This window comes from Streptomyces boninensis, from assembly GCF_048572725.1.
Classification (GTDB): Bacteria; Actinomycetota; Actinomycetes; order Streptomycetales; family Streptomycetaceae; genus Streptomyces; species Streptomyces boninensis.
This window is the reverse complement of sequence record NZ_CP183837.1, coordinates 6,052,690-6,077,297: the sequence shown is the minus strand read 5'-3', so window position 1 is coordinate 6,077,297 and position 24,608 is coordinate 6,052,690. Positions and strand designations below refer to the sequence as shown.

General features: G+C 70.8%; 22 protein-coding genes and 1 pseudogene. 9 read left to right on the top strand and 14 right to left on the bottom strand.

The window, feature by feature from the left end; translation table 11 throughout:
- Positions 1 to 137: 137 nt before the first annotated feature.
- Positions 138 to 1,622, top strand: coding sequence for an MFS transporter (locus tag ACNNMR_RS27910; protein WP_420000496.1), 1,485 nt, complete (start codon positions 138 to 140; stop codon positions 1,620 to 1,622).
- Positions 1,623 to 1,626: 4 nt separating this feature from the next.
- Complete coding sequence (locus ACNNMR_RS27905; protein ID WP_419997430.1) at positions 1,627 to 2,286, top strand: TetR/AcrR family transcriptional regulator; 660 nt, start codon at positions 1,627 to 1,629, stop codon at positions 2,284 to 2,286.
- A gap of 20 nt (positions 2,287 to 2,306) precedes the next feature.
- On the opposite strand, the gene ACNNMR_RS27900 is transcribed toward ACNNMR_RS27905, so the two are convergent.
- From ACNNMR_RS27900 to ACNNMR_RS27890, 3 genes are all read right to left on the bottom strand, one after another.
- Positions 2,307 to 2,579 (bottom strand): hypothetical protein, encoded by a 273-nt coding sequence (locus ACNNMR_RS27900; RefSeq protein WP_419997429.1) that lies wholly within the window; start codon positions 2,577 to 2,579, stop codon positions 2,307 to 2,309.
- The gene (locus ACNNMR_RS27895; protein WP_420000495.1) at positions 2,576 to 2,929 is read right to left on the bottom strand and encodes a DUF6247 family protein; all 354 of its coding nucleotides are present in this window, start codon (positions 2,927 to 2,929) and stop codon (positions 2,576 to 2,578) included. The genes ACNNMR_RS27900 and ACNNMR_RS27895 overlap by 4 nt, the downstream gene beginning before the upstream one ends.
- Before the next feature lie 125 nt (positions 2,930 to 3,054).
- Entirely contained in the window at positions 3,055 to 3,774 is a 720-nt protein-coding gene (locus tag ACNNMR_RS27890) for a GNAT family N-acetyltransferase (RefSeq protein ID WP_420000494.1), read from the bottom strand.
- 132 nt (positions 3,775 to 3,906) lie between these two features.
- Here ACNNMR_RS27890 and ACNNMR_RS27885 point away from each other — a divergent pair, with 132 nt between their 5' ends.
- Positions 3,907 to 4,377: an SRPBCC family protein gene (locus tag ACNNMR_RS27885; protein WP_419997428.1), complete on the top strand. Its 471-nt coding sequence runs from the start codon at positions 3,907 to 3,909 to the stop codon at positions 4,375 to 4,377.
- A gap of 111 nt (positions 4,378 to 4,488) precedes the next feature.
- Positions 4,489 to 5,371 (top strand): annotated as a pseudogene (locus ACNNMR_RS27880) (serine hydrolase domain-containing protein).
- An 11-nt stretch (positions 5,372 to 5,382) separates the two neighbouring features.
- On the opposite strand, the gene msrA reads toward ACNNMR_RS27880, so the two are convergent.
- Together msrA and ACNNMR_RS27870 are read right to left on the bottom strand one after the other, a co-directional pair.
- Complete coding sequence (msrA, locus tag ACNNMR_RS27875) at positions 5,383 to 6,051, bottom strand: peptide-methionine (S)-S-oxide reductase MsrA (RefSeq protein ID WP_419997427.1); 669 nt, start codon at positions 6,049 to 6,051, stop codon at positions 5,383 to 5,385.
- 25 nt (positions 6,052 to 6,076) lie between these two features.
- Entirely contained in the window at positions 6,077 to 7,201 is a 1,125-nt protein-coding gene (locus tag ACNNMR_RS27870) for a hypothetical protein (RefSeq protein ID WP_419997426.1), read from the bottom strand.
- An 80-nt stretch (positions 7,202 to 7,281) separates the two neighbouring features.
- Between ACNNMR_RS27870 and ACNNMR_RS27865 the strand changes: the two genes are divergently transcribed.
- Positions 7,282 to 8,430: a cystathionine gamma-synthase gene (locus ACNNMR_RS27865; protein WP_419997425.1), complete on the top strand. Its 1,149-nt coding sequence runs from the start codon at positions 7,282 to 7,284 to the stop codon at positions 8,428 to 8,430.
- 19 nt (positions 8,431 to 8,449) lie between these two features.
- On the opposite strand, the gene ACNNMR_RS27860 is transcribed toward ACNNMR_RS27865, so the two are convergent.
- The 3 genes from ACNNMR_RS27860 to ACNNMR_RS27850 are packed head-to-tail and all read right to left on the bottom strand — an operon-like array spanning position 8,450 to position 9,760.
- The gene (locus ACNNMR_RS27860) at positions 8,450 to 8,701 is read right to left on the bottom strand and encodes a hypothetical protein (RefSeq protein WP_419997424.1); all 252 of its coding nucleotides are present in this window, start codon (positions 8,699 to 8,701) and stop codon (positions 8,450 to 8,452) included.
- Positions 8,698 to 9,204 (bottom strand): sigma factor-like helix-turn-helix DNA-binding protein, encoded by a 507-nt coding sequence (locus ACNNMR_RS27855; protein WP_419997423.1) that lies wholly within the window; start codon positions 9,202 to 9,204, stop codon positions 8,698 to 8,700. The genes ACNNMR_RS27860 and ACNNMR_RS27855 overlap by 4 nt, the downstream gene beginning before the upstream one ends.
- Positions 9,205 to 9,235: 31 nt before the next feature.
- The gene (locus ACNNMR_RS27850) at positions 9,236 to 9,760 is read right to left on the bottom strand and encodes a MarR family winged helix-turn-helix transcriptional regulator (RefSeq protein WP_419997422.1); all 525 of its coding nucleotides are present in this window, start codon (positions 9,758 to 9,760) and stop codon (positions 9,236 to 9,238) included.
- A 100-nt stretch (positions 9,761 to 9,860) separates the two neighbouring features.
- On the opposite strand from ACNNMR_RS27850, the gene ilvA reads away from it, so the two are divergent.
- The 3 genes from ilvA to ACNNMR_RS27835 all read left to right on the top strand — a co-directional run bounded on the left by ilvA (position 9,861) and on the right by ACNNMR_RS27835 (position 13,109).
- The gene (gene ilvA / locus ACNNMR_RS27845) at positions 9,861 to 11,132 is read left to right on the top strand and encodes a threonine ammonia-lyase (RefSeq protein WP_419997421.1); all 1,272 of its coding nucleotides are present in this window, start codon (positions 9,861 to 9,863) and stop codon (positions 11,130 to 11,132) included.
- Between the two features lie 127 nt (positions 11,133 to 11,259).
- Complete coding sequence (locus ACNNMR_RS27840) at positions 11,260 to 12,243, top strand: ATP-binding cassette domain-containing protein (RefSeq protein ID WP_419997420.1); 984 nt, start codon at positions 11,260 to 11,262, stop codon at positions 12,241 to 12,243.
- Complete coding sequence (locus ACNNMR_RS27835; RefSeq protein ID WP_419997419.1) at positions 12,240 to 13,109, top strand: ABC transporter permease; 870 nt, start codon at positions 12,240 to 12,242, stop codon at positions 13,107 to 13,109. The genes ACNNMR_RS27840 and ACNNMR_RS27835 overlap by 4 nt, the downstream gene beginning before the upstream one ends.
- A gap of 15 nt (positions 13,110 to 13,124) precedes the next feature.
- Here the strand turns inward: ACNNMR_RS27835 and ACNNMR_RS27830 are convergent, their stop codons facing one another.
- The 5 genes from ACNNMR_RS27830 to ACNNMR_RS27810 form a co-directional block, all read right to left on the bottom strand.
- On the bottom strand, positions 13,125 to 15,410 hold the full coding sequence (locus ACNNMR_RS27830) for a glycoside hydrolase family 3 N-terminal domain-containing protein (RefSeq protein WP_419997418.1): 2,286 nt from the start codon (positions 15,408 to 15,410) through the stop codon (positions 13,125 to 13,127).
- Positions 15,411 to 15,541: 131 nt separating this feature from the next.
- Positions 15,542 to 18,922, bottom strand: a complete 3,381-nt coding sequence (locus ACNNMR_RS27825) for a S8 family peptidase (protein WP_419997417.1) — start codon at positions 18,920 to 18,922, stop codon at positions 15,542 to 15,544.
- A gap of 128 nt (positions 18,923 to 19,050) precedes the next feature.
- Positions 19,051 to 19,731: an ABC transporter ATP-binding protein gene (locus ACNNMR_RS27820; protein WP_419997416.1), complete on the bottom strand. Its 681-nt coding sequence runs from the start codon at positions 19,729 to 19,731 to the stop codon at positions 19,051 to 19,053.
- A gap of 15 nt (positions 19,732 to 19,746) precedes the next feature.
- Positions 19,747 to 21,186 carry an ABC transporter permease gene (locus tag ACNNMR_RS27815; protein WP_419997415.1) on the bottom strand — a complete coding sequence of 480 codons (1,440 nt, stop codon included), beginning with the start codon at positions 21,184 to 21,186 and terminating at the stop codon, positions 19,747 to 19,749.
- A gap of 75 nt (positions 21,187 to 21,261) precedes the next feature.
- Positions 21,262 to 22,512 carry an Ig-like domain-containing protein gene (locus ACNNMR_RS27810; protein WP_419997414.1) on the bottom strand — a complete coding sequence of 417 codons (1,251 nt, stop codon included), beginning with the start codon at positions 22,510 to 22,512 and terminating at the stop codon, positions 21,262 to 21,264.
- A 238-nt stretch (positions 22,513 to 22,750) separates the two neighbouring features.
- Between ACNNMR_RS27810 and ACNNMR_RS27805 the strand changes: the two genes are divergently transcribed.
- Positions 22,751 to 23,113, top strand: a complete 363-nt coding sequence (locus ACNNMR_RS27805; RefSeq protein WP_419997413.1) for a hypothetical protein — start codon at positions 22,751 to 22,753, stop codon at positions 23,111 to 23,113.
- Here the strand turns inward: ACNNMR_RS27805 and hutH are convergent.
- Positions 23,063 to 24,607: a histidine ammonia-lyase gene (gene hutH, locus ACNNMR_RS27800; RefSeq protein ID WP_419997412.1), complete on the bottom strand. Its 1,545-nt coding sequence runs from the start codon at positions 24,605 to 24,607 to the stop codon at positions 23,063 to 23,065. The two genes, ACNNMR_RS27805 and hutH, sit on opposite strands and share 51 nt — an antisense overlap.
- Position 24,608 lies beyond the last annotated feature (1 nt).

Sequence of the window (24,608 nt, the reverse complement as noted above, 5' to 3'; positions counted from 1 at the left end):
GGCTTTCGCGTTATCCACAGGGACTTTCGCACACTCACGGAAGTCGCTACCTTTTGAGAGTGACTTCCACTTTTCCGAGAGACGATGCGGCCGCGACGGGCGACCGCAAGCGCTGGTGGGCCCTCGCGGCCCTGGTCATGAGCGTGCTCGTGCTCGGCTTCGACCTGACCATCCTCAATGTCGCGCTGCCGACCATGGCCGCCGAGATCGGCGCCGACACCCGCGACCTGCAGTGGATCGTCGACTCGTATGCGGTGATCTTCGCTGCCTGCATGCTCCCCGCGGGGTTGCTGGGCGACCGGTTCGGGCGGCGCCGGATGCTGGCCGTCGGGCTGCTGATATTCCTCGCCGGCACGCTCATCGGGCCGTTCGCGGACGGGCCGGGGCCGGTGATCGCGGCCCGCGCCGTGATGGGGCTCGGCGGCGCGCTGATCATGCCGCTGGCCCTGTCCGTCATACCGTCCCTCTTCGAGGGCGAGGAGCGGACGAAGGCCGTCGGGGCGGTCACCGCCGGCATGGCGCTGGGCATGCCGCTCGGGCCGCTGCTGGGCGGGTGGCTGCTCGACCACTTCTGGTGGGGCTCGATCTTCGTGCTCAACATCCCGCTCGTTGCCATTGGCCTCGCCGCCTGCCTGGCGCTGATCCCGGAGACCCGGGACCCGTCCTCACCGCGGGTGGACCTCATCTCCACGGCGCTCAGCGTGCTCGGGCTCGGCGCGCTCGTCTTCGGCGTCATCGAGGCGCCCGCGGAGGGCTGGGGCGATCCGATGGTCGTCGGCGCGCTCGCCGCCGGAGTCGCGCTGCTCGTGCTCCTGGTCGTACGGGAGCGGCGGGCGTCGCGGCCCATGCTGGAAGTCGCGCTGCTCGGCAACTCCGGCTTCGGCTGGAACGCGCTCGTCGCCGTGCTCGCCACCTTCGTGATGTCGGGGCTGCTGTTCCTGCTGCCGCCGTATCTGCAGGCGGTGCTCGGCAATGACGCGTTCGGGACCGGGCTGCGGCTGATGCCGCTGATGGCCGGGATTTTGGTGGCGGCACGCTCCTCGGGGCCGTTCATCGCACGGTACGGGCAGCGGGTGGTGGTCGGCGGCGGCATGACCGTCTTCGCGTTCGCGCTGCTGCTCGGCAGCCGCAGTGACGCCTCCGACGGTTACGGGACCGCGGCGCTGTGGCTGTCCGTCACCGGTTTCGGGCTCGGCTTCACGATGGTGCCGACCATGGCCGCGGCGCTCGGCGCGCTGCCGACGGACCGGGCGGGCAGCGGCACCGGGCTGCTGACCACGCTGCGGCAGGTCGGCGGCGCGATCGGGGTGGCGCTGCTCGGCTCGCTGCTGAACTCCGTCTACACCGACCGCGTGGACACCGCGGGACTGCCGCCCGGCGCGGCCCGCACCGCCGAGGACTCCGTGATGGCGGCGCATGCGGTCGCGGAGCGCCTCGGCTCCGATGCCCTCGCGGCATCGGCCGACTCGGCGTATGTGCGCGGCATGAGCCTGGTGCTGCTGGTGTGCGGGGCGGCGGCGCTGGTCACGGCGGTGGCGGCCGCCGTGTTCCTGCCCGGGCCCCGGTCCCGTAGCAAGGCGGAGACGGAGGAGCCCGACGAGCCGGTGAATGCCCGACAATGACCTCATGGCCGCTCCCCGCACACCCGCGTCCACGCCAGCGCCCACCGCCCCCGCGCCGCACGTCCCCTCGGCGCTGGAGGCGAACCTCGGCCTGCGCGAACGCAAGAAGCTGCGCACCCGCGAGTCGATCCGGCAGGCGATGTACCGGCTGGTGACGGAGCAGGGCTTCGAGTCGACGACGATCGAGCAGATCGCCGCGGCCGCGGAGGTCTCGCAGAGCACGGTCTTCCGCTATTTCCCGACCAAGGAAGACATCGTCCTCTCGGACGAGTACGACCCCCTGCTCCGCGACGCCTTCCGGGCCCGCCCCGCGGAGGAGCCCCCGCTGGTCGCGCTGCGGCGGGCGGTGACCGGCACGATGCGGGTGCTGCACCTCGAGATCGCCGAGGAACTGTCCCTCCGCCTGCGCCTGGTCCGCCACAACCCCCAGCTCCGCGCCCGCATGTTCCAGGGCATGGACACCAGCGCCAACGTCCTCCTCCCCGTCCTCGCCGAACGCACCGGCCGCCCCGAAGACGACTTCGAACTCCGCGTAGTCCTGGGCGCCGTCATGGGCGCCCTGACCCAGGCCCTCTTCGACTGGGTCGACCGCGACGGCGTAGACGACCTCGGACAGACGGTCGACCGCGCGCTGGAGGTGCTGGAGCGGGGGCTGGAGCTGTAGGGGGCGCCGGGCTGCCCCGGCTACAGCGCGTCGTAGGGCGGCAAGACGCGGACCACGATGATCAGTGGTTCGCGGGGCGCCATCAGGTAGTAAAACCAGCCGCCAGCAGCGTCCAGGCGGCGCAATCCGCCATGGCTGGGGCCATCACCGAGGTCGCTGACATCAACCCCCATACTGGCGAGCTCGACGAGCTCGCCGGCCAGGCGTTCCACCTCGGCCACCACATGGTCGGGGATGCCGCCCACCACATGGTCACGATCGGGATCGTATTCCCAGCGCCAGTCTGCGCTCACCGGAGCGGAATGCCGAGTGCGGCGTGGGCCTCGTCGAGGATCCGGCCAATCGCAGAGGCAGCCTGCCGCGCCTGGTTGGCATCGCCAGTCGCGGCTGCGTCCTCACAGCGGCGGAGTTCTGTCGCCAGGTGCGGATGGCGCTGGATGTAGACATAGACGCCCCACTGGGCGACAAACCGCCGGAGCGGCCCCAGTTCGGAGCCCTGCCGCGACTGGTCGGCCGCCCGGTCCAGCTCTTTGGTGAAGGCCGGGAGGGCGGCAGGCGCGATCTGGCTGATGGCCTCCCGCAGGGCGGTAACGGTGCCCGGCGGCTGCGGGATGAGTGGCTGCCCGGCGGCGGAGGTATTCATTGCTGCTCCCATGGGCGCGATTCTGATCCCACAAGGAAGCGTATCGGGCGAACACCCGGACCCACCGCTCGAACGGGTGAGGGAGGATCGGTTCGCCACACATCGGCCGTCAGGCCACCGGGCCGTCACGGTGTGCTGAAGCCGCGGAAGGTTACGGGCCTGCGGGTTTTGAAGCCGAGGCGTTCGTAGAGGGCGAGGGCTGGGGTGTTTGTCTCGGCGGCGTGGAGGAAGGGGCGTTCGGCGCGGGCCAGGATGCGGGTGGTGAGGGCGGCGATCAGGCGGGCGGCGTGGCCCTGGCCGCGGGCTTCGGGGGCGGTGCAGACGGCGCTGAGCTCGGTCCAGCCCGGCGGGCGGAGGCGTTCGCCCGCCATGGCCACCAGTGCTCCGCTCGCGTCGCGGATGCCGAGGTAAGTGCCGAGCTCATGCGTGCGCGGCTGAAACGGCCCCGGCTCGGTCCGCGAGATCAAGGCCAGCATCTCGGGCACATCCGCCGGGCCCAGCTCGACCACCCCGTCGCCGCCCGGCTCGTCATCCGGGCTGCTGCCGCCCGGCCAGACCAGCTGGCGCCCTTCGAGCGTGAACACCGGCTCCCAGTCCCCCGGCGGCATCACCGGACAGCTGAACATGTCCGCGAACGCACCCCGCCCGCCGAGCAGCCGCGCCAGGTCGGCCCACGCCCCCGGATCCTCATCGGCCCCACTCACCGCGGAGAAGGTCGCGACCTCCGGCACGTACGACACGGCCCGGCCGTACCGCCGCGCAAGGTGCGCATGCTGCCCCCGCAGCGACGCCCCCACGGGATCGTCGAGTACGCCCTCGTCCCCGCCGGCACCAGCGCGTCCCATGGTCACGAAGCCGACCCTACCGCTCCGTTCACCCCGCTCACCCGTTCACCCGTTTGCCCCGGACCGAGTAGCGACGGACCGGGAACGGCGTTTCCCTCGACATACGGGCAGGCAGGCCGGAGGGAACGAAGCATGGCGCGGAACCGCTGTCTGATCCTGAGCTCACCGTCCGAGGTGTGGCACCTGCTGTCCGACGGCTTCCGTTACGGGGAATGGGTCACCGGCACGCAACAGGTCCTGGCCGTCGACCCGAACTGGCCGCACGTCGACTCCCGCCTCATAGTCCGGGTAGGCGCCGGCCGCCTCACCCTCGACGACACCAGCACGGTCCGCATCTGCGACCCGGAACGCCGCCTGGAACTGGAAGCAAAGGCAGGCCCCTTCGGCGCCGCCCGCATCTCCATGACCATGACCCCCTGGGGCGAACACACCCTCTTCGACCTCGACTGGCACCCCCTCCGAGGCCCCGGCACCCGCATGCACGGCCTCCCCACCGAATACCTCATCAAGGTCCGCAACGGCATGATGCTCACCAAACTGGCCCGCATCGCCGTACGCGAACACGCCGCCCGCCACCCCGGCGCCACCTGCCCCGGCGCATGACGGCTGCTGAACCGATCGCTGAGTTGAGAGGTACAGCCGGTGATGTGACCCGTAGACACGCTCGCTTCTGTCCGTCACGGTCTGGGGAACCACCGGCTGAAGGGGGCAGCGATGACCGGCCGACCCGAATTCCGTGGCAATGCGCTATTGGTGCGTGGTGAGTCGGTGCTGTACGAGGTCAGCCAGGGATACGCGGATATCGAGAGCGGTACGCGTTGCACAGCACGCACCCGCTTTCAGATCGCGTCGGTGAGCAAGCAGTTCACAGCCGCGGCGGTCATGCTGCTCATCGAACGGGGTGCGGTCGCGCTGGACGATGAAGTGGGCCGCTGGATCCCGGGCTGCCCGCCGAGCTGGCGCGGAATCACCGTGCATCACCTGCTCACCCACACCTCAGGACTGGGGCACTGGCGCGACTTTCCCGGCCTTGACCTGACCGCGCGGCTGCCACCCGACGAGGTGCTGAAGGCGTTTCAGCAGTCCGCGCCACATTTCCCGGTGGGCTCTGCCTGGCACTACAGCAGTCCTGCGTACGTGCTGCTCGCCCACCTCGTCGAGCGAGCCGGCAGTGAGCCGTACCGGGACCGGGGTGGCCACCGGTTACGACGGGACCACCGTGACAGCGTCGTTCGAACTGGACTCGGTGGGAATGGGCGCTGGTGACATCTGGTCCACCACGGGCGACCTGCTCCGCTGGGACCAGGCCTTGGCCGCCGGTGAACTCCTCAGCAGCGAGTCACGCCGTCTCATGTTCACGCCACACGCACGTACCGGCGCAGAACAGCGGCTGGACAGCTACGGCTACGGCTGGCAGATCGGACGGGTCGCCGGGCACGCGGTGCGCTGCCACAGCGGGGACAACGCCGGGTTCACCTCGTTCAACGCCTGGTTCCCAGAGCTCTCCGCATACGTCATCGTGCTGACGAACAACCACGAGATCGACTCCAGCGACCTCGCCATCCGGCTCACCGAGGATCGGATCACGAGCACCTGACCAACCAGCGCTCACCCATCCGCCTTCGCCACACCGACCGGACAGGACACACCCGTCCCGCCCAGCCCGCAATACCCCGCCGGGTTCTTGTCCAGGTACTGCTGGTGGTAGCCCTCCGCCGCGTAGAACGGCCGCTCCGACGCCGGCAGCAGCTCCGTCGTGATCTCGTCATAGCCCGAAGACGTCAGGACCTTCTGGTACGACTCCCGCGACGCCTCCGCCGCGGCTGCCTGTGATGCGGTGTGGGTGTAGATCGCGGAGCGGTACTGGGTGCCGACGTCGTTGCCCTGGCGGTGGCCCTGGGTGGGGTCGTGGGATTCCCAGAAGACCTTCAGGAGGGTTTCGTACGAGACCTGGGTCGGGTCGTAGACGACCCGCACCGCCTCCGTGTGGGCCGTCATGCCGGAGCAGACTTCCTCGTACGTGGGGTGCGGGGTGTGGCCGCCCTGGTAGCCGACCAGGGTGGTCCAGACGCCCTCGGTCTGCCAGAAGCGGCGTTCGGCGCCCCAGAAGCAGCCGAGGCCGAAGTCGGCCACTTCGAGGCCGGGAGGGTACGGGCCCTCCAGCGGGTTGCCCAGGACCGTGTGCCGGTCCGGCACGGCGTACGCGCGCTCCGCGCGGCCGGGCAGGGACTCCTCCGGCGTGGTGAGCCGGGCGGGGCGGCGGTAGGACGCGAACATGCCTCTCCTCCAAAAACAGCTGGCTTTACGGCAACGAATCCTTCGTCGTCGGCATTCCGCGGCCCCCCTCGTGCCCGGCGATGGCGAGGGCCCGGTAGCCGGCGTACTCCCCGGCCGGGTTCTCGCCGTACGACCACGGCACGGCCCCCACGTGGCCGTCCACGTGCCGCACCTGCTCCAGCGCCTCGTCGTAACGCTCGGCCCTGACCAGGAACCACAGCAGCAGGTGCCGGACGTGCGGCAGCATCGGATGGTCGGCGGGGGCGTGCGAGACTGCGTACATCGCGCCCGCGATCGCCTGCTCCACGACCGCGCTCTGGTAGAGGCCCTGGACCATGTTGGCTTCCGGCAGGTGCTCGTACACCGCGAACAAAGGCAGCGCGGGCAGCAGGCTGCCCTCCGGCGCCGAGCCCGCCGCGCGCTCCGCGAAGTCGTAGGCCACATCCCGCGAGCCGTGCCACTTCTCGCAGGCGTACAGCAGCGCGGCCAGGTGCGCGCCCATGTGCTCCGGCGCGCGCGACTCCGTCTGCGCCCACAGTTCCTCGAAGTCCGCCTGGCGGTACGGGAGTCCGCGGGCGACGGCCAGCTCGATGATGTACGGGATGGGGCTGCCCGGCGACAGCAGCTTGGCCTCGTCCGCGACCTTGCGGGCCTCTTCCAGGATGATCTTGTAGTCGGCCGCCTCCGGGCCCGACAGCCACGCCTGGCGGATCAGGAACTCCGCGAACACCTCGGCCCCGCCCGCGTCCTTCGGCGCCTCCGCCCGCCAGGTGCGCAGCCACGCGCCGCCCTCGCCGGGCCGCTGCGCCAGTTCGTACGCCGCCGCGCCCGCCAGGGTCTGCACCCGCTGCCAGCGCAGCTCCCACTCCCCGGAGCCGGTCAGCGCCAGCAGCCGCGCCGCCGGATGCCAGTCGTGGTCGCTCATCACCTCGTCGAGGACCTCGGCCAGCTGCGGGTCGGGCCCGGGGAGGCGGATGTCGAGCTGCTCGGCGGGGACGAAGCCGTACGCGGCCGCGGGGTCGACCGGCGCGCCGCCGGAGCGCCCGGCGCCCAAGCCACGGCCGGCGCGCAGGCCCCCGCGGCCGCGCACCAGCGTCGCCGCCACCCAGCCGAACATCGCGACGGCCATCAGCACAAGCAGGAATTCCATGGGGAGGGCTCCGACTCCATCGGGTTCTCCCTCCAGCAAACCAGACGTCCGCCCGGATCGGCGGACTACCCTCGGTGCGCATGACCGACCAGCACGCAGCATTCGAGACTCTCGCCATCCACGCGGGACAGGAGCCGGACGCCGCCACGGGCGCCGTCGTGCCGCCCATCCACCAGGTGTCCACCTTCAAACAGGACGGCGTCGGCGGCCTCCGCGGCGGCTACGAGTACAGCCGCTCCGCCAACCCGACCCGCACCGCCCTGGAGGAGAACCTCGCCGCCCTGGAGGGCGGCAGGCGCGGCCTCGCCTTCGCATCGGGGCTGGCGGCGGAGGACTGCCTGCTGCGTACGGTCCTCACCCCGGGCGACCATGTGGTCATCCCGAATGACGCGTATGGCGGCACCTTCCGGCTGTTCGCGAAGGTGGCGACGAAGTGGGGCGTCGAGTTCTCCGTCGCCGACACCTCCGACCCGGCGGCGGTGCAGGCGGCGCTCACCGGCCGTACGAAGGTGGTCTGGGTGGAGACGCCCAGCAATCCGCTGCTCGGCATCACCGACATCGCGGCGGTGGCGGGCATCGCGCATGGCGCCGGGGCGCTGCTCGTCGTCGACAACACCTTCGCCAGCCCGTACCTGCAGCAGCCGCTCGCGCTCGGCGCGGATGTCGTCGTGCACTCCACCACCAAGTACATGGGCGGCCACTCGGACGTCGTCGGCGGCGCCCTGGTCGTCTCCGACGACGCGCTCGCCGAGGAACTCGCCTTCCACCAGAACGCGATGGGCGCCATCGCCGGGCCCTTCGACTCCTGGCTGGTGCTGCGCGGCATCAAGACCCTGGCCGTACGGATGGACCGGCACTCGGCCAACGCCACCCGGGTCGCCGAGATGCTCACCGCCCATCCGCGGGTCAGCAAGGTGCACTACCCGGGTCTCGCCGCCCACCCGGGGCACGAGGTCGCGGCGAAGCAGATGCGCGGCTTCGGCGGGATGGTGTCCTTCCAGGTCGCGGACGGGGAGGAGGCGGCGGTCGCGGTGTGCGACCGGGCGCGGCTCTTCACGCTCGGCGAGTCGCTGGGCGGCGTCGAGTCGCTGATCGAGCACCCGGGGCGGATGACGCATGCGTCGGCGGCCGGGTCGGCGCTGGAGGTGCCGGCGGATCTGGTGCGGCTGTCGGTGGGGATCGAGTCGGTGGATGATCTGCTGGCGGATCTGCGGCAGGCGCTGGGATAACAGCCCTTGGCACCAGCGTTCACCAGCTGTCGAAGTCCGGCGTGGTCGTCGACGGCGGTTCGGCGAACGGGTCCGCCACCTGCACCCACACCGCGAAGGTGATCAGCACCGCCGCCGCCAGTACCCACACCACCAGGCGGGCCACCCGGCGGCGGCGGAGCACGCGGCGGCCGCGGGTGATGGCGCGTTCGGCGAGGTAGAGGGGGATGGGGGCGTACGGGTCCTGCAGCAGTCTGCGGACCTGTGCCTCGCTCTGGTCGGCCCTGGTCATGGCGTCGCCGGTTCCGGTTGCTGCGGGGTGCCGGAGCCCGAGGACGGGGACGAGCTCTCCGGCGGCGGCGCCAGCACCGCCCCGCACGCCCGCCACAGGATCGCGGTCACCCGCTCCGGCGCCAACGCAAGCGCAGCGGCGGTCTGCTCCTCCGCGACGCCCTCGTAGAGCCGTAACACCAGCACCATCCGCTCCTGCGGGGTGAGCCGGGCGAGCACGCCGTGGGTCCGGGTGCGGCGGCGCCAGGCGGTGCGCGCGTACCGGGCGATCAGCTCGGACCTGGCGACCTCGTACGGATCCTCGCCCCGCAGCCGGTCCCAGCGCGCGTACGTGCCCGCCAGCGCGGCAATCAGCAGCTGCTCGGCGGCGGGGGAGGCGTCGGCGCCGTCCTCCCCCGTAAGTAACCTCGCAGCGTGCAGCAGCCGCCCTGCCGCGCCCGCCACGAACGACTCGAACTCCCGGGCACGGCGGCGCTCCTGGGCCACCCGCCGTCTGGCCGTCACGCCACCATCTGACGGCAGCGCGCGGCCGGGGTCAAGAGGCCTGCGGCCCCTGTGGGGCGGCTGGGGCGGCAGCCGCCGTGCGGTTCGTGATGGTCGCGTTGAAGCGGGTCAGGAGCGCGGTGAACTGCTCGCGCTCCTCCTCGCTCCACTCCTCGGTGATCTGCGCCATCAGCTCGCGCCGCGACTCGCGCACCTCCCGCAGCCTGGCCAGCCCGCGCGGGGACAGCTGCAGCACCACCGCACGCCCGTCGTCCGGGTGCGAGGTGCGCTTGACCAGGCCGGTGTCGACGAGTGGAGCCACCTGGCGGGTCACCGTCGAGGAGTCGATGCCCATGCCCGCGGCCAGGGCCTTGACCCCCATGGGGCCCTCCTGGTCGAGGCGGTTGAGCAGCAGGTAGGCGGCGCGGTCCATGGAGTTACGGACCTGTCCGAGGCCGCCGAGCCGGGTTTGCTCCGCGCGCCTGGCGAAGATCGCCACCTGGTGCTGGAGCGCGTCCAGCAGCATGGCATCGTCCGCTGCAAACGTGTCGGATGTGGTGTTGGTGGGCGAGGGCATGGCCGGTGCTCTCTTCGTGAAGGCTCGATGTGTGTCGCACAGCGTACGCGGCCGGGCCCCGGGCCGTACCTGCCCTGCGCAATGCTGCGAAACTGGCGTTATGAACCACCCGCCCGCCGAGGCCAGCCCAGCCCCGTATGCCGGCGACCAGGGCGTCACCCTGGACGACGTCAAAACCGCCCAGAAGACCCTCTCAGGGGTCGCCCGCGTCACCGCCCTTGAGGGCAGCAGGCACCTGTCGTCCCTGGTCGGGGCCCCGGTCCTGCTGAAGTGCGAGAACCTGCAGCGCACCGGCTCCTTCAAGCTCCGCGGCGCCTATACGCGCATTGCCGGACTCCGCCCGGACGAACGCGCCCGCGGCGTGGTCGCCGCCAGCGCGGGGAACCACGCGCAGGGCGTGGCGCTGGCCGCGAGCCTGCTCGGCGTGCGCTCCACGGTGTTCATGCCCGTCGGCGCCCCGCTGCCGAAGGTCGCCGCCACCGTCGATTACGGCGCCGAGGTGAAGCTCACCGGGCATGTCGTCGACGAGACGCTGCGGGCCGCGCAGGAGTACGCCGAGGAGACCGGCGCCGTCTTCATCCACCCCTTCGACCACCCTGATGTGGTCGCGGGGCAGGGCACGGTCGGCCTGGAGATCCTGGAGCAGTGCCCCGAGGTGTCCACGATCGTGGTCGGCATCGGCGGCGGCGGGGTGGCCGCGGGCATCGCGGTGGCGGTGAAGGCGCTGCGCCCGGACGTGCGGGTGGTCGGGGTGCAGGCGGAGGGCGCGGCCGCGTATCCGCCGTCGCTGGCGGCCGGGCGGCCGGTGAGCCTGGACGCGGTGGCGACGATGGCCGACGGGATTCAGGTGGGGCGGCCGGGGGACGTGCCGTTCAAAATCATTGGCGATCTCGTGGACGAGGTCCGTACGGTCTCCGAGGACGCGCTCTCCAGTGCGGTGCTGCTGTGTCTGGAGCGGGCGAAGATGGTCGTCGAGCCGGCGGGGGCGTCGCCGGTGGCGGCGCTGCTGAGCGATCCGGAGGCCTTCGCGCCGGGTTCCGCCGGCGGGGGCGGCCCGGTGGTCGCGGTGCTGTCCGGGGGAAACGTTGACCCTCTGCTGCTGCAGCGGATCCTGCGGCACGGCATGGCGGCGGCAGGGCGCTATCTGTCGCTGCGGCTCCGGCTGCCGGACCGGCCGGGGGCGCTCGCCACGATGCTCGGGGTGTTGTCAGTGGCGGACGCTAACGTCCTGGATGTGAGCCACGTTCGTACGGATCCGCGGCTGGGGCTCACCGAGGCGGAGGTGGAGCTGCAGCTGGAGACTAAGGGGCCGGAGCACTGCACGGCTGTGCTGACCGCGCTGGGGGAAGCCGGGTATCGCGTCATCGGCTGAGGCCCACAACTCCGTTCAGACTCACGACTTGACGCGATATATCGCGTCGGTCTAGCCTCTTCCTGTTGCCTTATCCCGCCCTTATGTAGACATTTGTATTCAAACCCCAACGACTGGGAGAGCTCACATGCCAGGCGCCATTTACGCCGAAGGTCTGGTGAAGCACTTCGGCGATGTGAAGGCCTTGGACGGCGTAGACCTCGATGTCCCCGAAGGCACGGTCCTCGGTCTCCTCGGCCCCAACGGCGCCGGCAAGACCACCACAGTGCGCGTGCTGACCACCCTGCTGCAGCAGGACTCGGGCTATGCGGAGGTCGCGGGCATCGACGTCGCCAAGCACCCGAACGAGGTGCGCCGGTCCATCGGCCTCTCCGGCCAGTTCGCCGCCGTCGACGAGTACCTGACGGGCCGCGAGAACCTCCAGATGGTCGGCCAGCTCTACCAGATGCCGAAGGCCGCGGCGAAGGTACGGGCGGGCGAGCTGCTGGACCAGTTCAACCTCGCCGACGCCGCCGACCGCCCCGCCAAGACGTACTCCGGCGGCATGCGCCGCCGCCTGGACCTCGCCGCCGCGCTGATCGTCAAGCCGCCGGTGATGTTCATGGACGAGCCGACCACCGGCCTCGACCCGCGCAACCGGCAGGCGCTGTGGGAGGTCATCCAGGACCTGGTCAAGGGCGGCACCACACTGCTGCTGACCACGCAGTATCTGGAGGAGGCCGACCACCTGGCGCATGACATCTGCGTCATCGACCACGGCCGCGTCATCGCCCGCGGCACCTCCGACCAGCTCAAGTCCCAGACGGGCGGCGAACGCGTCGAGGTGGTGGTGCACCAGCGCGACCAGATCGAGAACGCGAAGGACGTGCTCACCCTGCGCGGCAAGGGCGAGGTCACCATCGACGACCACACCCGCAAGCTCACCGTCCCGGTGATCGGCGGCGCCAAGCTGCTCGCCGACGTCATCCGCGATCTGGACGAGCGCGGCGTGGAGATCGACGACATCGGGCTGCGCCGCCCGACGCTGGACGACGTGTTCATCTCCCTGACCGGCCATGAGGCCGAGGTCGAGGAGCCCGAGGATGCAGCAGTGAAGGAGGACGCCAAGTGAGCGCCCCCACCACCCAGGCGGCCACGACGCTGGCGCCCGCGCCGCGCGGCGGCATCGCGGGCTCGGTCCGCGACTCGCTCGTCGTCGGCAAGCGTAACCTGATCCGGATGACGCGGATCCCGGAGATGATCCTGTTCGGGATCATCCAGCCGGTGATGTTCGTGGTGCTGTTCACGTACGTCTTCGGCGGCTCGATCAGCATTCCGGGCGCCGGCGTCAGCGCGGCCGCGTACAAGGAATTCCTGATGGCCGGCATCTTCGCCCAGACCGTCACCTTCGCCACCGCGGGCGCCGGCGCGGGCATCGCGGAGGACATGCACAAGGGTCTGATCGACCGGTTCCGGTCGCTGCCGATGGCGCGCGGCGCGGTGCTCACCGGCCGTACGCTCGCCGACCTCGTGCAGACGGCCGTGACGCTGGCCGTGCTGGCGGTCGTGGCCCTGATCGTCGGCTGGCGCACGCACGAGAACTTCGGCAAGGTGCTGGCCGGTTTCGGGCTGCTCCTGCTGCTCGGGTACGCCTTCACCTGGATCGGCGCGCTGATCGGCCTGTCGGTCCGGACGCCGGAGGCGGCCACCTCGGGCGGCCTGATCTGGCTGTTCCCGCTGACCTTCATCTCGAACGCCTTCGTGCCGGTCAACGGCATGCCGACGTTCCTGCAGCACGTCGCGGAATGGAACCCCTTCAGCGCCACGGTGGCGGCGGCCCGCCAGCTGTTCGGCAATACGATCGAGGGCGTACCGAAGTCGGTGACCGGGGCCTGGCCGATGGAGCATCCGGTGCTGGCGTCGCTGATCTGGTCGGTCCTGATCATCGTGGTCTTCCGGACCCTGGCGGTGCGCAAGTACCGCAGCGCGGCGGCCTGACCCGACCGCCTCGACTCAGGTGATGGTGAGCTCGGCCGTGGACTTCGCGGCCGAGCTCACGCCTGCGTAGAGCTCCATTTCGCCGGGTTCGACGAGGAATTCGCCGCGAGTGTCGTTCGTCCAGAAGCCGAGGTCGCCCGCGCCCAGCCGGAAGCGGACCGTCCGCGACTCCCCTGGCTTCAGCGTGACGCGCTCGAAGCCGCGCAGCCGGCGGACCGGCTGGACGATCGATGCGACCAGGTCGCGGACGTAGAGCTGCACGACCTCGTCGCCGGTGCGGTCGCCGGTGTTACGGACCGCCACCGCCACCTCGACCGACTTGCCCGCCCGCAGGGCTGACGCCGCGATCGAGTCCTGCGCCGGGCGCGGCTCGCCGACCTCGAAGGTCGTGTACGACAGGCCGTGGCCGAAGGGGAGCTGCGGGCCGGGCGGCAGGTCCACGTACTTGGAGACGTACTTCTCGTTCGGCTCGTCCGGGTCGTACGGGCGGCCGGTGCTCTCGTGGTTGTAGTGGATCGGGATCTGCCCGACCGAGCGCGGGAAGGACACCGGGAGCTTGCCGCCCGGGTTGACCTCGCCGAAGAGCACGTCGGCGATGGCGTTGCCCGCCTCAATGCCCGGGTGCCAGGCCAGCAGCACGGCCGGCGCGTCCTCCAGCCAGCCGCCGACCGTCAGCGGCCGCCCGCACACCAGCACCACCGCGAACGGCTTCCCCGTCTTCGCCACCGCCGCGATCAGCTGCTCCTGCTCGCCGGGCAGCGAGATGTCGCTCCGCGACGCCGCCTCGCCGCTCAGCTCCGACGCCTCGCCCACGACCACGACGGCCACATCCGCCGCCTTCACCGCGGCGACCGCTTCGGCGCCCTCCTTGGCGTACGAAACCTTCGCCCGGGGAGCCGCGGCCCGGATGCCGTCGACCACCGTCACCGGCGGGAACTTCACCCCGTCAGGCCCCTTCGCCCCACCGGGCCCCACCCAGGTCCCCAGCAGATCCTCCGAGTCCGCGAAGGGCCCCACCACCGCCACGGACCCGGCGGAGGCGGCCAGCGGCAGCACCCCGCCCTCGTTGCGCAGCAGCACCATCGACCGCGCGGCCGCCTCCCGGGCCGCCTTCCGCGCGGCCTTCGACGGCTTGGTCACCTCGCCGTCCACATCCACGTACGGATCGTCGAAGAGCCCGAGCCGGAACTTCAGCCGCAGCACCCGCGCCACCGCGTCATCCAGCCGCCGCTCATCGATCCGCCCATCGGCCAGCAGATCCTCACCATGGTCGGCGAGCGCGGTGGACACCATCTCCATGTCGAGCCCGGCGGAAAGCCCCTTCGCCCCCGCCTCCGCGGGATCCGCGGCGAAGCCGTGCGCCAGCATCTCCTGGACGCCGTTGTAGTCGGTGACCACGACGCCGTCGAAGCCCCATTCGCGCTTGAGGATGCCGGTCAGCGTGTGCGCGTTGGCGTGCTGCGGCACGCCATTGAGGGCGTTGAAGCTCGCCATCACCGTGGCCGCACCCGCGTCCACCGAGGCCTTGAAGGGCGGCAGATACAGATTCCGCAGCCGGGACTCCGATACGTCCACGGTGTTGTAGTCGCGGCCGCCCTCGGCGCCCCCGTACGCCACATAGTGCTTCGCGCACGCCGCCAGCCGGTCCTTCGCCTTCAGGTCCGCGTCCTTGCTCCGGCCCTGGTAGCCGCGGGTCTTGGCGGCCGCGAGGACGGCGGTGAGATACGGGTCCTCCCCCGCGCCCTCCGCGATCCGGCCCCAGCGCGGATCCCTGGCGACGTCCATCATCGGCGAGAACGTCCAGTGCACGCCGTTCGACCGCGCCTCCGCCGCCGACACCTCGGCGTCCTTCTCCGTAACCGCCGGGTCGAAGGACGCCGCCTGCGCAAGCGGAATCGGGAAGGTGGTCCAGTAGCCGTGGATCACGTCGAGGCCGAAGACCAGCGGGATGCCGAGCCGGGACTCCTCGACGGCGATCTTCTGCAGGGCGTTGGTGTTCTTCGCGCCGAAGACGTTGAGTACGGACCCGAGCCGGCCGGTGCGGGCGAGCTCGGTGGCGCGGGCGTTCTGGCCCTCGCCCGGGCCGGTGTCATTGGTCCAGGTCAGCTGCTGGAGCTGGCCGAGCTTCTCGGCGGTGGTCATGCGGCCGAGCAGGGCGCGGATCCGGGCCTCGTACGGGCTGCGGGCGGCGGGCACCCGCGCGGGCGCCGCGGCCGCCTCCGCCTGAGTCACCGCCATGCCCGACGCGGCGGCCGTACCGCCAAGTGCCGCAAGCAACGTACGCCGCCGGATCTCGCCCATGCGTTCATCCTTAAAACGGAACGTGGCACTAATAGCTGTGCCGTACAAGGATCTTGAAGGGCGAAGCTAACACCGCGGCCCCGGCGTCGCCAGTACGTCGCCGGGGCCGCGGGTCTTTCTCTGCGCGACTGCTACTTCGCCACGTAAGCGCCGTAGATCGTCTGGGTCAGCGAGCCGCCCTTCTTGTCCGTGGCCTTCGCCTTGAACGAGACCGTCTTGCCGGCCGCCGGGGTCTTCACCTGCACCGCGCCCTTCTTCACGGTGAGCTTCGACCAGCTCCTGCCGCCGTCGTACGAGGCGTACACGGTCAGCGACTTGAGGCCGGAGCCCGCCGCCGCGCCCTGCACCGTCACCGGCACGGTCAGCGTCTTGCCGGCCGTCGCCGTGCTGTCCGGCGCCAGGTCCGGCGAGAAGCGCACCGCCGAGGCCGGCAGCTTCGTCTTCTTCGACGTCTTCGCCGAGGTGAAGGACCAGCTGGAAGTGACCTTCGGGGACACCGCGGCCACCTTCGAAGCCGCCCGGTCGACCGTGGCCGTCAGCGTGTACTTCGCCTTGCCCGACGGCAGCTTGAACGACAGCTCACCGAACGGCGGCTCCTTGCTGGAGGCCAGCTTCTTGCCGTTGCGGTAGAGCGTCGTCGTCGCCTTGTCGTAGAGCGAGCTGCCGGTGTGGTTCTTGCCGTCCGCGAAGAGCGGCACCGTCGGGGTGAGGGTGTTGCCCGTGCGGTACAGCCCCTGGCTGCTGTTGAGCTTCGGGCCGAAGACGCCGACGTTGAAGGTCTTCTCGTAGCTCTTGCCCGCGGCGTAGGCCTTGACCGGGATGTAGTACCAGGCCTGCTGCTCCGGGAAGCCGTCGTCACCGGGCACGTTCTGCTCGAACTCCAGGCCCCACTGCACGCCCTTGGAGCCGCCCAGGTAGACCTCGCTGGTGAACGGCAGCTTGCGCTGGTACGAGACCGAGCTGCCGCCCGACGCCCCCGGGACCCGCGGCATCGCCGACAGATACCCGGTCTTGCCCGTGGCCGAGGACCCGAGCACCGCCGTCACCTTCGCCAGGTCGCCCTTGCCGAGGTGCCTGGTGAAGCCGGTGGCCAGCTTCGTGCCCTTCATGCCGTACGCGAGCTGGTACTCCGGGCCGTCCTTGCCCTTCTGGAAGAAGGCCGGGAACTGCTGGAACAGCGTGCCGGTGGTGTCCGCCGCGCCGACATGACCGCTGCTGAAGCCCGCATAGCTGTCCATCCAGATGCCGAAGCCGATGCCGCCGTTCTTGCCGTGCACGTGGAAGTCCGGTGCGGCGAAGGTGGCTTCCGCCTCCTTGTCGGGGACCGTAATGTCCACCGGCTTGGCGGTCCTGGCGTCCAGCGTCACGGTCTGCTTCTTGCTGACGTTGATGTTCGGGGCGCCGAGCCAGTCGCCGCCCTTCCACGGCTCGTCCTCGCCGCTGGCGACGGGCAGCAGCGCCGACATCGCGTACCGGCCCTTCGGGAGCCGGACGGTGACCGTCTCCTTCTGCGGCAGGTCGATGAAGCCGCCGAACGGGCCGCCGCCCGTCGGCCCGCCCTCGTACGCGAAGAGCGTGGTCTCGAAGCCGGCCGTCGGCTTGCCGTCGCGGTCCAGGTTCTTGAAGGTCACCTCGTACGACTCGACCTCGCGCTCCACGCCGCCCGCGGTGCGGACGGTCTGGCCGCCGCCGGTGGCGGTGATGTACGCGCTGTAGAAGCCGTTGACGCTGCCGCCGAGGCGGGTGTCGGCCGTGAGGGCGGCCTCGGCGGTGCCGCCGGCGGGGACGGTGACCGTCTTCTTGTTCAGCTTGAACATGCCGGCCGGGGCCGCCTTGCCCTTCGGGTCGAGGCCGCTGACGGCCAGCTTCAGGGTGACGTCCTTCTTGCCGGTGTTGCGGTACGTGACCGGCTTCGACACCGGCTTGTCGTCGCCGTGCGGCCACAGCTGCTGGCCGAAGCTGACCGACACCGGGTCCGCGTACACGGTCTGCTTGATCGCCTTGGCCACGTCGACGCGGCCGGAACCCTGCTGGATCGCGGTGTACGTGCCCGCCTTGGTGGAGGCGGTCAGCGCGCCCTTGAGCTCGGCGCCCGTCCAGTCGGGGTGCTGCTGCGCCAGCAGCGCGGCGGCGCCCGCGACATGCGGGGTGGCCATGGACGTACCGGAGATCGTCAGATAGCCCGGCGGCTTCTGGCCGACCTCCTGCTCGATGACGCTGCCGGGGGCGGCCGCCGCGGTGATGTCCACGCCGGGCGCGGTGAGGTCCGGCTTGACCGCCAAGTCGCCGACGCGCGGGCCGCGGGAGGAGAACTCGGCGATCTTGTCCTTGTCGTCGACGGCGCCGACGGTGAGCGCGGCGTCGGCGCTGCCCGGGGAGCCGATGGTGCCGTTGCCCAACTCGCCCTCGTTGCCCGCCGCGACGGCGAAGAGGACGCCCTTGTCCTTGGAGAGCGCGTTGACCGCGGCCTCCAGCGGGTCCAGCTCGGGGGTGTCGGTGCCGCCGAGGCTGAAGTTGATGACGTCGGCGCCCTCGCCGACCGCCCACTCGGCGGCGGCGATGATGCCGGAGTCCTCGCCGTAGCCGTCGTCGTTCAGCACCTTGCCGGCGATGAGCTTCGCGCCGGGTGCGACGCCCTTGTACTTGCCGCCCGACTCCTTGCCCGTGCCGGCGGCGATGGAGGCGACGTGGGTGCCATGGCCGTAGCGGTCCTTGGCGTCCGGGGAGTCGGAGAAGTTCTTCTCGGCGACGACCTGGCCGGCCAGGTCCGGGTGGGTGGCGTCGACGCCGGTGTCCAGCACGCCGATCTTGATGCCCTTGCCGTCGTAACCGGCCTTCCACGCGGCGGGCGCGCCGATCTGCGGGACGCTCTTGTCGAGGCTCGCCTTGCGGACCGCGTCGAGCCAGATCCGCTTGACGCCGGAGGCGGCCGCCTTCGGCGCGGGCGAGTCGGCGGGGCCGCGGGTCAGAGCGGCCCAGGAGGCGCCCGCGTCGGACTTGTTGACCCGTACGGCCTCGGCGCCGATGGCGGGCAGCTTGCGCTTGACGGCGGTGCCGGGGGCGGCCTTCAGGTCGGCTTCGGCGGCCGGGGTCTTGCCCTGGTACGCGACGATGACGCCGAGGCTCTTGGCCTGGGCGCGTACGTACTCGGGGCGGCTGAGCGTGGTGACGTCGAACAGCCGGCGGTCCAGGGTGCCGTTCGCGATCAGCCGGCCGGCGTCCAGCGGAATCGCGTAGCTGTGGCCCTTCACCTTTTGCAGCTGCACCGGAATCTTCGCGCGCCCCTCCCCCGGGCGTACGGAGACGGCGTTGCCCTTGGCGTCGACGCCTATTCGGTCTCCGGTGAGCAGCGTGACCCACTGCTGCGCGCGGCCCTGCCCGGCGGCCGGCGCCGCCTTCTCCGCGGCAAAAGCGGGGCCCACGTCTGCCGACGTGAGCCCCGCGGTGACCGCGACCGCCGCCGTGACGGCGGTGATGGCAGCCAGGGATCTCTTGACTTGTACCCGTTTCACCACAGGTTCCCCTCCTGGTCGCAGGCGCCCGCAGTGGTCAGCGGCGGGCGACACGGTGCCCATGAGTAAACACCCGGAACTCGTGGAACAGGACAGTCCAATTGGGGAGATGCGTACGGCCTGTCCCGCTACACCGCCTTTTCGGTCACCTTCAGCCGACCCTTCTTGATCACGGCCAGCCGCGGCGCCCGCCGGGCGATCGCGCTGTCGTGGGTGACCAGGACGTAGGTGAGGCCGCGGTCCTTCCACAGCCCCTCCAGCAGCGCCACGATCTCGTCGCGGGTGTCCTCGTCGAGGTTGCCGGTCGGCTCGTCGGCGAGCAGCACCCGCGGCTCCTTCACCAGCGCGCGGGCGATCGCCACGCGCTGCTGCTGGCCGCCGGACAGCTCGCTCGGCAGATGCCCGAGGCGCTCGGCGAGGCCGACGGACTGCAGGGCAGCGGCGGCGCGTTGCCGCCTGGCGGCGGGCTTGATGCCCAGCGGTACGAGCGCGGTCTCCACGTTCTCCTGGGCGCTGAGCGTCGGGATGAGGTTGAAGCTCTGGAAGACGAAGCCGATGCGCTCCGCCCGCACCTTGGTCAGCTTTGCCTCGCCGAGCCTGCTGAGGTCCGTACCGTCGAGCATGACGGACCCCTCGGTCGGCCGGTCGAGGGCGCCGAGCATCTGCAGCAGCGTGGACTTGCCGCCGCCGGTCGGTCCCTGGACGACGAGCTGGTCGCCCTGGCCGATGGTGAGGTCGACGCCGTCGAGGGCGTCGATGGTCTGCTTGCCGCGCTGGTAGCGCTTGGTGACACCGGTCAGTTGATACACGTTTGCCTTCTCCTCCTACTCGACCCGCCGCAGCGCGTCCGCGGGCCGCAGCCGCGCGGCCCGCCACCCGCCGAAGCACCCGGCGACGATCCCGCCGGCCACGGCGAGCCCCACGGCCAGCACGATCACCGACAGCGTGACCGGCGCCTTCAGCGCAATGTCCACACTCTGATTCGCGCCCTCCCCGAGCGCCTTGGCGAAGCCGCCGCCCGGCCCCTGGCCCTGCGGGCCTTCGCCGCCGGGCGTCATCGTCGCGGTGAGCGTCGGTGCCACCGTCGATACGATCCACGCCCCCGCCAGGCCGAGCCCGATGCCCAGCGCGCCGCCGAGGACGCCGTTGGCGAAGGCCTCGCCCATCACCTGCCGCACCACCCGGCCGCTGCGCCAGCCGACCGCCTTGAGGGTGCCGAACTCCCGTACCCGGCGGGACACGGCCGACATCGTCAGCAGCCCGGCGAGGAGGAAGGCGGCGACCAGGACCGCGATGGAGAGCCATTTGCCGATGTTGGTGGCGAGGTTGGAGGCGGTGGAGAGGTTGCCAGAGACCTGCTCGGCGAGGTCGGAGGCGCTGGTGACCGTGGCCCCGTCGACGTTGTCCGAGATCGCCTTCTTGACGGCCGCGATGGAGTCGGACGAGTCGGCCTTCACGTAGACCTTGGAGACCTTGCCCTTCATGTCGGAGTCGGCGAGCTTCTGGGCCTGGGCGAGCGGGATGTAGACATTGGAGGTCGAGGCGCCGGTGTCGGCGGTGGCGATGCCCGCGACCGTGAACTTCTTGCCCTTGATGGTGACCTTGTCGCCGACCACGAGGTCCTTGTCCTTCGCGTACGCGCTGTCCACCACGGCCTTGTACGCGTCGGTGTCGGTCTTGGCGAAGTTGTCGCCCTTGCCGACCTTCGACGAGGACAGCGGGCCGACGCTCAGCGCACTCACGTCCACGCCCATGACGGTGAAGGTGTCGGTCTCGATGTCGGCCCCGCCGCCGCCGACCCGCGGGCCGCCGCCGGAGCCGGGCTTTCCGTTGCCGCCCTTCATCTCGCCGGGCTTGAAGTCCCCGGTGAACTTGATGTCGTTGAGGGCCAGCGCCCCCACCGCCGTCGCGACGCCGTCCTGGGCGGCGACCTTGTCCACGACCGAGTCGTCGAGGTTGTCGAAGCCGCCCAGCGGCATCAGCCGGTCGTCGGTCTGCGAGGCCTTCTCGCCGTCGTCGCGGCCCTCGATCTTGAAGCGCTGCGGCCCGGAGCCGCCCTCCTCTGCCTTCGCCTCCTTGGCGACGGTGAGGTCGGTGCCCACGCCGTACAGGGAGTGCAGCACCTCATCCTGGGCATCACGCATCCCGGTGGACACGGACGAGACCGTGATCACAAGGCCGATGCCGAGGGCCAGGCCCAGGGCTACGACCAGAGCCGCCTTCCGGCGGCGGCGCAACTCGCGCCGTAGGTAGGTGAAGAACATGGCGGCGAGCGTAAGGAGCGACTTTTATCGTCCCCTTACGCCCGCCTAAGACAAAGATGAGAGTGTCACTCCGCGTCAGCGGATCGCGCTGCCGGCCGTCCACTCCGACCAGCTCATGTTCCAGCCGCTGAGGCCGTTGTCCGCCTGGATGTCCTTGTCCGGCGAGTTCTTGACCTCGACGATGTCGCCGACCTTGGACTTGCCGTAGAACCAGGCGCCCGGGGTGCCGGAGTCGCCGGCGCCCTTCACGTCGGCCAGGCCGACGCAGCCGTGGCTGGTGTTGGCGGAGCCGAAGATGCCCTTGCCCCAGTAGTTGCCGTGGATGAAGGTGCCCGACTGGGAGAGCCGCATCGCGTGCGGGACGTCGGGGATGTCGTACTCGCCCTTGCCGTCGTCGTCGGTGAAGCCGACGGTCGAGCCGTCCATCCGGGTCTCCTTGTACATCTCGGAGACCACCATCTTGCCGTTGTACGTCGGGTTCTCCGGCGAGCCCGCGGAGATCGGGACGGTCTTGATGACCTTGCCGTTCTCGGTGACGGTCATCTTCTTGGTCTTCACGTCGACCGTGGAGACCATCTCGGAGCCGATGGTGTAGTTGACCGTACGGTCCTGGACGCCGTAGACGCCCGGGGAGCCCTCGACGCCGTCGAGGTCCAGCTTCAGGGTGACCTTGGTGCCGGACTTGAAGTAGTTCTGCGGCCGCAGGTCGAAGCGCTGGTCGCCGAACCAGTGGCCGACGAACTTCTCGCCGGTGCTGGCGTTGGCGGTGATCTTCTTCTCGACGGCGGCCTTGTTCTTGATCGGCTTGTCGAACTGGATCGACGGGTACATGCCGACGCCGACCGTCTCGCCCTCCATGTTGTTCTGGAAGGAGCCGATGAAGCTGTTCTTCGGCGAGACCGTGGTGAAGGCGGCGTGCTCGGTGCTGTTGCGGCCCTCGGAGTCCTTGGCCTTCGCGGTGATCTCGTAGTCGGTCGCCCGCTCCAGCTGGCCGTCGGGCTTCCAGCTCTTGCCGCCGCTCGCGATCGTGCCCTCGACCAGCTTGCCGGTCTCGGTGTCCTTCAGGGTGACCTGCGTCAGCTTGCCGCCCTTGACGGTCACCTTGGTGTCGCGGTTGATGCCGACGTTGTCGGCTCCCTCTTTCGGGGATATCGATATGTCCGCTTGCGAGGCATTCTTCGCCGCGGCGTCGTCGACGTCGTTCGTACTCTTCCCCTTGGCGTCGCTATCGCCACCCCCGCAAGCGGTCAGCGCCATCGCCGCGAGCACCACGGCAGCGGCGCTGCTCAGTGCGGTACGACGCCTACGGGGAAGCTCTTTCGACATCAACACGCTCTCCGTCACCACTCGACCACCATCGGTACACATGAGCCATCGGCGAGTAATGCCCGGCTCAACCGCATATACGCGAAAGTACTCCTGTCCGTTCCGCCCCGGGAAAAACTGTGGGCCAGGCCACGTATCGACGCAGGATTGCGGTGTCACTACCATCGGCCTCTTACGCCGCGGGCCGCGCACTCGCATGCGCGCCCCGTCTGCTGTCGCACAAGGAGACGCCAGCCACGTGTCCGCAAGTTCCCGCTCCACCCACCGACGTGACCGTCGGCCGCTGCTCGTCCCCGCCGGAGCCGCGGCGGCCCTGCTCACGGGCCTGTTCTTCATCCCCTCCGCGACCGCGGGCCCCGACGGCGGCGCGGCCCGTACCGCCGCTGCCGCCGCCAACGACAAGGCGGAGGACGGCGTACGGCAGGCCGCGCGGCATTCGTCGCCCGGGGTGTCGCGCGCCGGCCTGGACACGGGCTCGTATCTGGCCGGCGGGGCGACATGCCTCGTCGTGGGCTCCGGGATGGCGGTGTACGTGCTGCGGCGCAACCGGTCAGGCCAGGGGGCCGGTGACGGTCTCGGCGGCGTCGGCCAGTCGGCCTGACCGTACGAACCCTTCCGCCGCCGCCAGATCGGGCGACAAGAAGCGGTCCTCGCCCGGGCCTTGGACGCCCGCGTCGCGGACCGCGCGCAGGATCGCGGTGGTCGCCGGGGCCGGGGTGAGGCCCTCGCGGAGCTCGACGGCGCGGGTGGCCGCGTAGAGCTCGACGGCGAGCACGCGGGTGAGATTCGCCACCGCGGTGCGGAGCTTGCGAGCCGCGGACCAGCCCATGGAGACGTGGTCCTCCTGCATGGCGGAGGACGGGATGGAGTCCGCCGACGCCGGTACGGCCAGCCGCTTCAGCTCGCTGACGAGGGCGGCCTGCGTGTACTGCGCGATCATCAGCCCCGAGTCCACGCCCGGGTCCCCCGCAAGGAAGGCGGGCAGGCCGTGGCTGCGGTTCTTGTCGAGCAGCCGGTCGGTGCGGCGCTCGGCGATGGAGGCGAGGTCGGCGACGGCGATGGCGAGGAAGTCGAGGACGTACGCGACCGGGGCGCCGTGGAAGTTGCCGTTGGACTCGACGCGGCCGTCGCTCAGCACCACCGGATTGTCGACGGCGGCGGCCAGCTCCCGGTCGGCGACCAGGCGGGCGTGCGCGAGGGTGTCGCGGCCCGCGCCCGCGACCTGGGGGGCGCAGCGTACGGAATAGGCGTCCTGGACGCGGGGGGCGTCGTCCTGGTGGTGGCCGGTCAGGCCCGAACCGTCCAGCACCTTGAGCATGTTGGCGGCCGAGGCGGCCTGGCCCGGGTGCGGGCGGATGGCGTGCAGCTCGGGGGCGAGGACCTTGGCGGTGCCGAGCAGCGCCTCCAGGCTGAGGGCCGCGGTGATGTCGGCGGAGGTGTAGAGGCTCTCCAGGTCGGCGAGGGCCATGACCAGCATGCCGAGCATGCCGTCGGTGCCGTTGAGGAGGGCGAGACCCTCCTTTTCCCTGAGCTCTACGGGCGTGAGGCCGTGCTCCGCGAGCAGTTCACCGGCCGGCTTCACGGTCCCGTCGGGGCCCTCCGCGTCGCCCTCGCCCATCAGCGCGAGCGCGCAGTGCGACAGCGGCGCCAGGTCGCCGGAGCAGCCGAGGGAGCCGTACTCGTGCACGACGGGGGTGATGCCCGCATTGAGCATCCCGGCCATGGCCTGGGCGACCTCGGGCCGGACGCCGGTGTGCCCGGAGGCGACGGTCTTCAGGCGCAGGAACATCAGGGCGCGGACCACCTCGCGCTCCACGCGCGGGCCCATGCCGGCGGCGTGCGAGCGGACGATGTTGCGCTGCAGCTGGGCGCGCAGCTCCGGGCTGATGTGGCGGACGGCGAGGGCGCCGAAGCCGGTGGAGACGCCGTAGACCGGCTCGGGCTTCGCGGCCAGCTCGTCGATGGTCTTACGGGCCGCGCCGAGGGCGTCCAGCGCGTCGCGGGTGAGCTCGACCCGGGCGCCGTCCCGGGCTACGGCGATGACGTCGGCGGCGGTGACGCCGGAGGATCCCAGGGAGACGGAATGCATACTCATA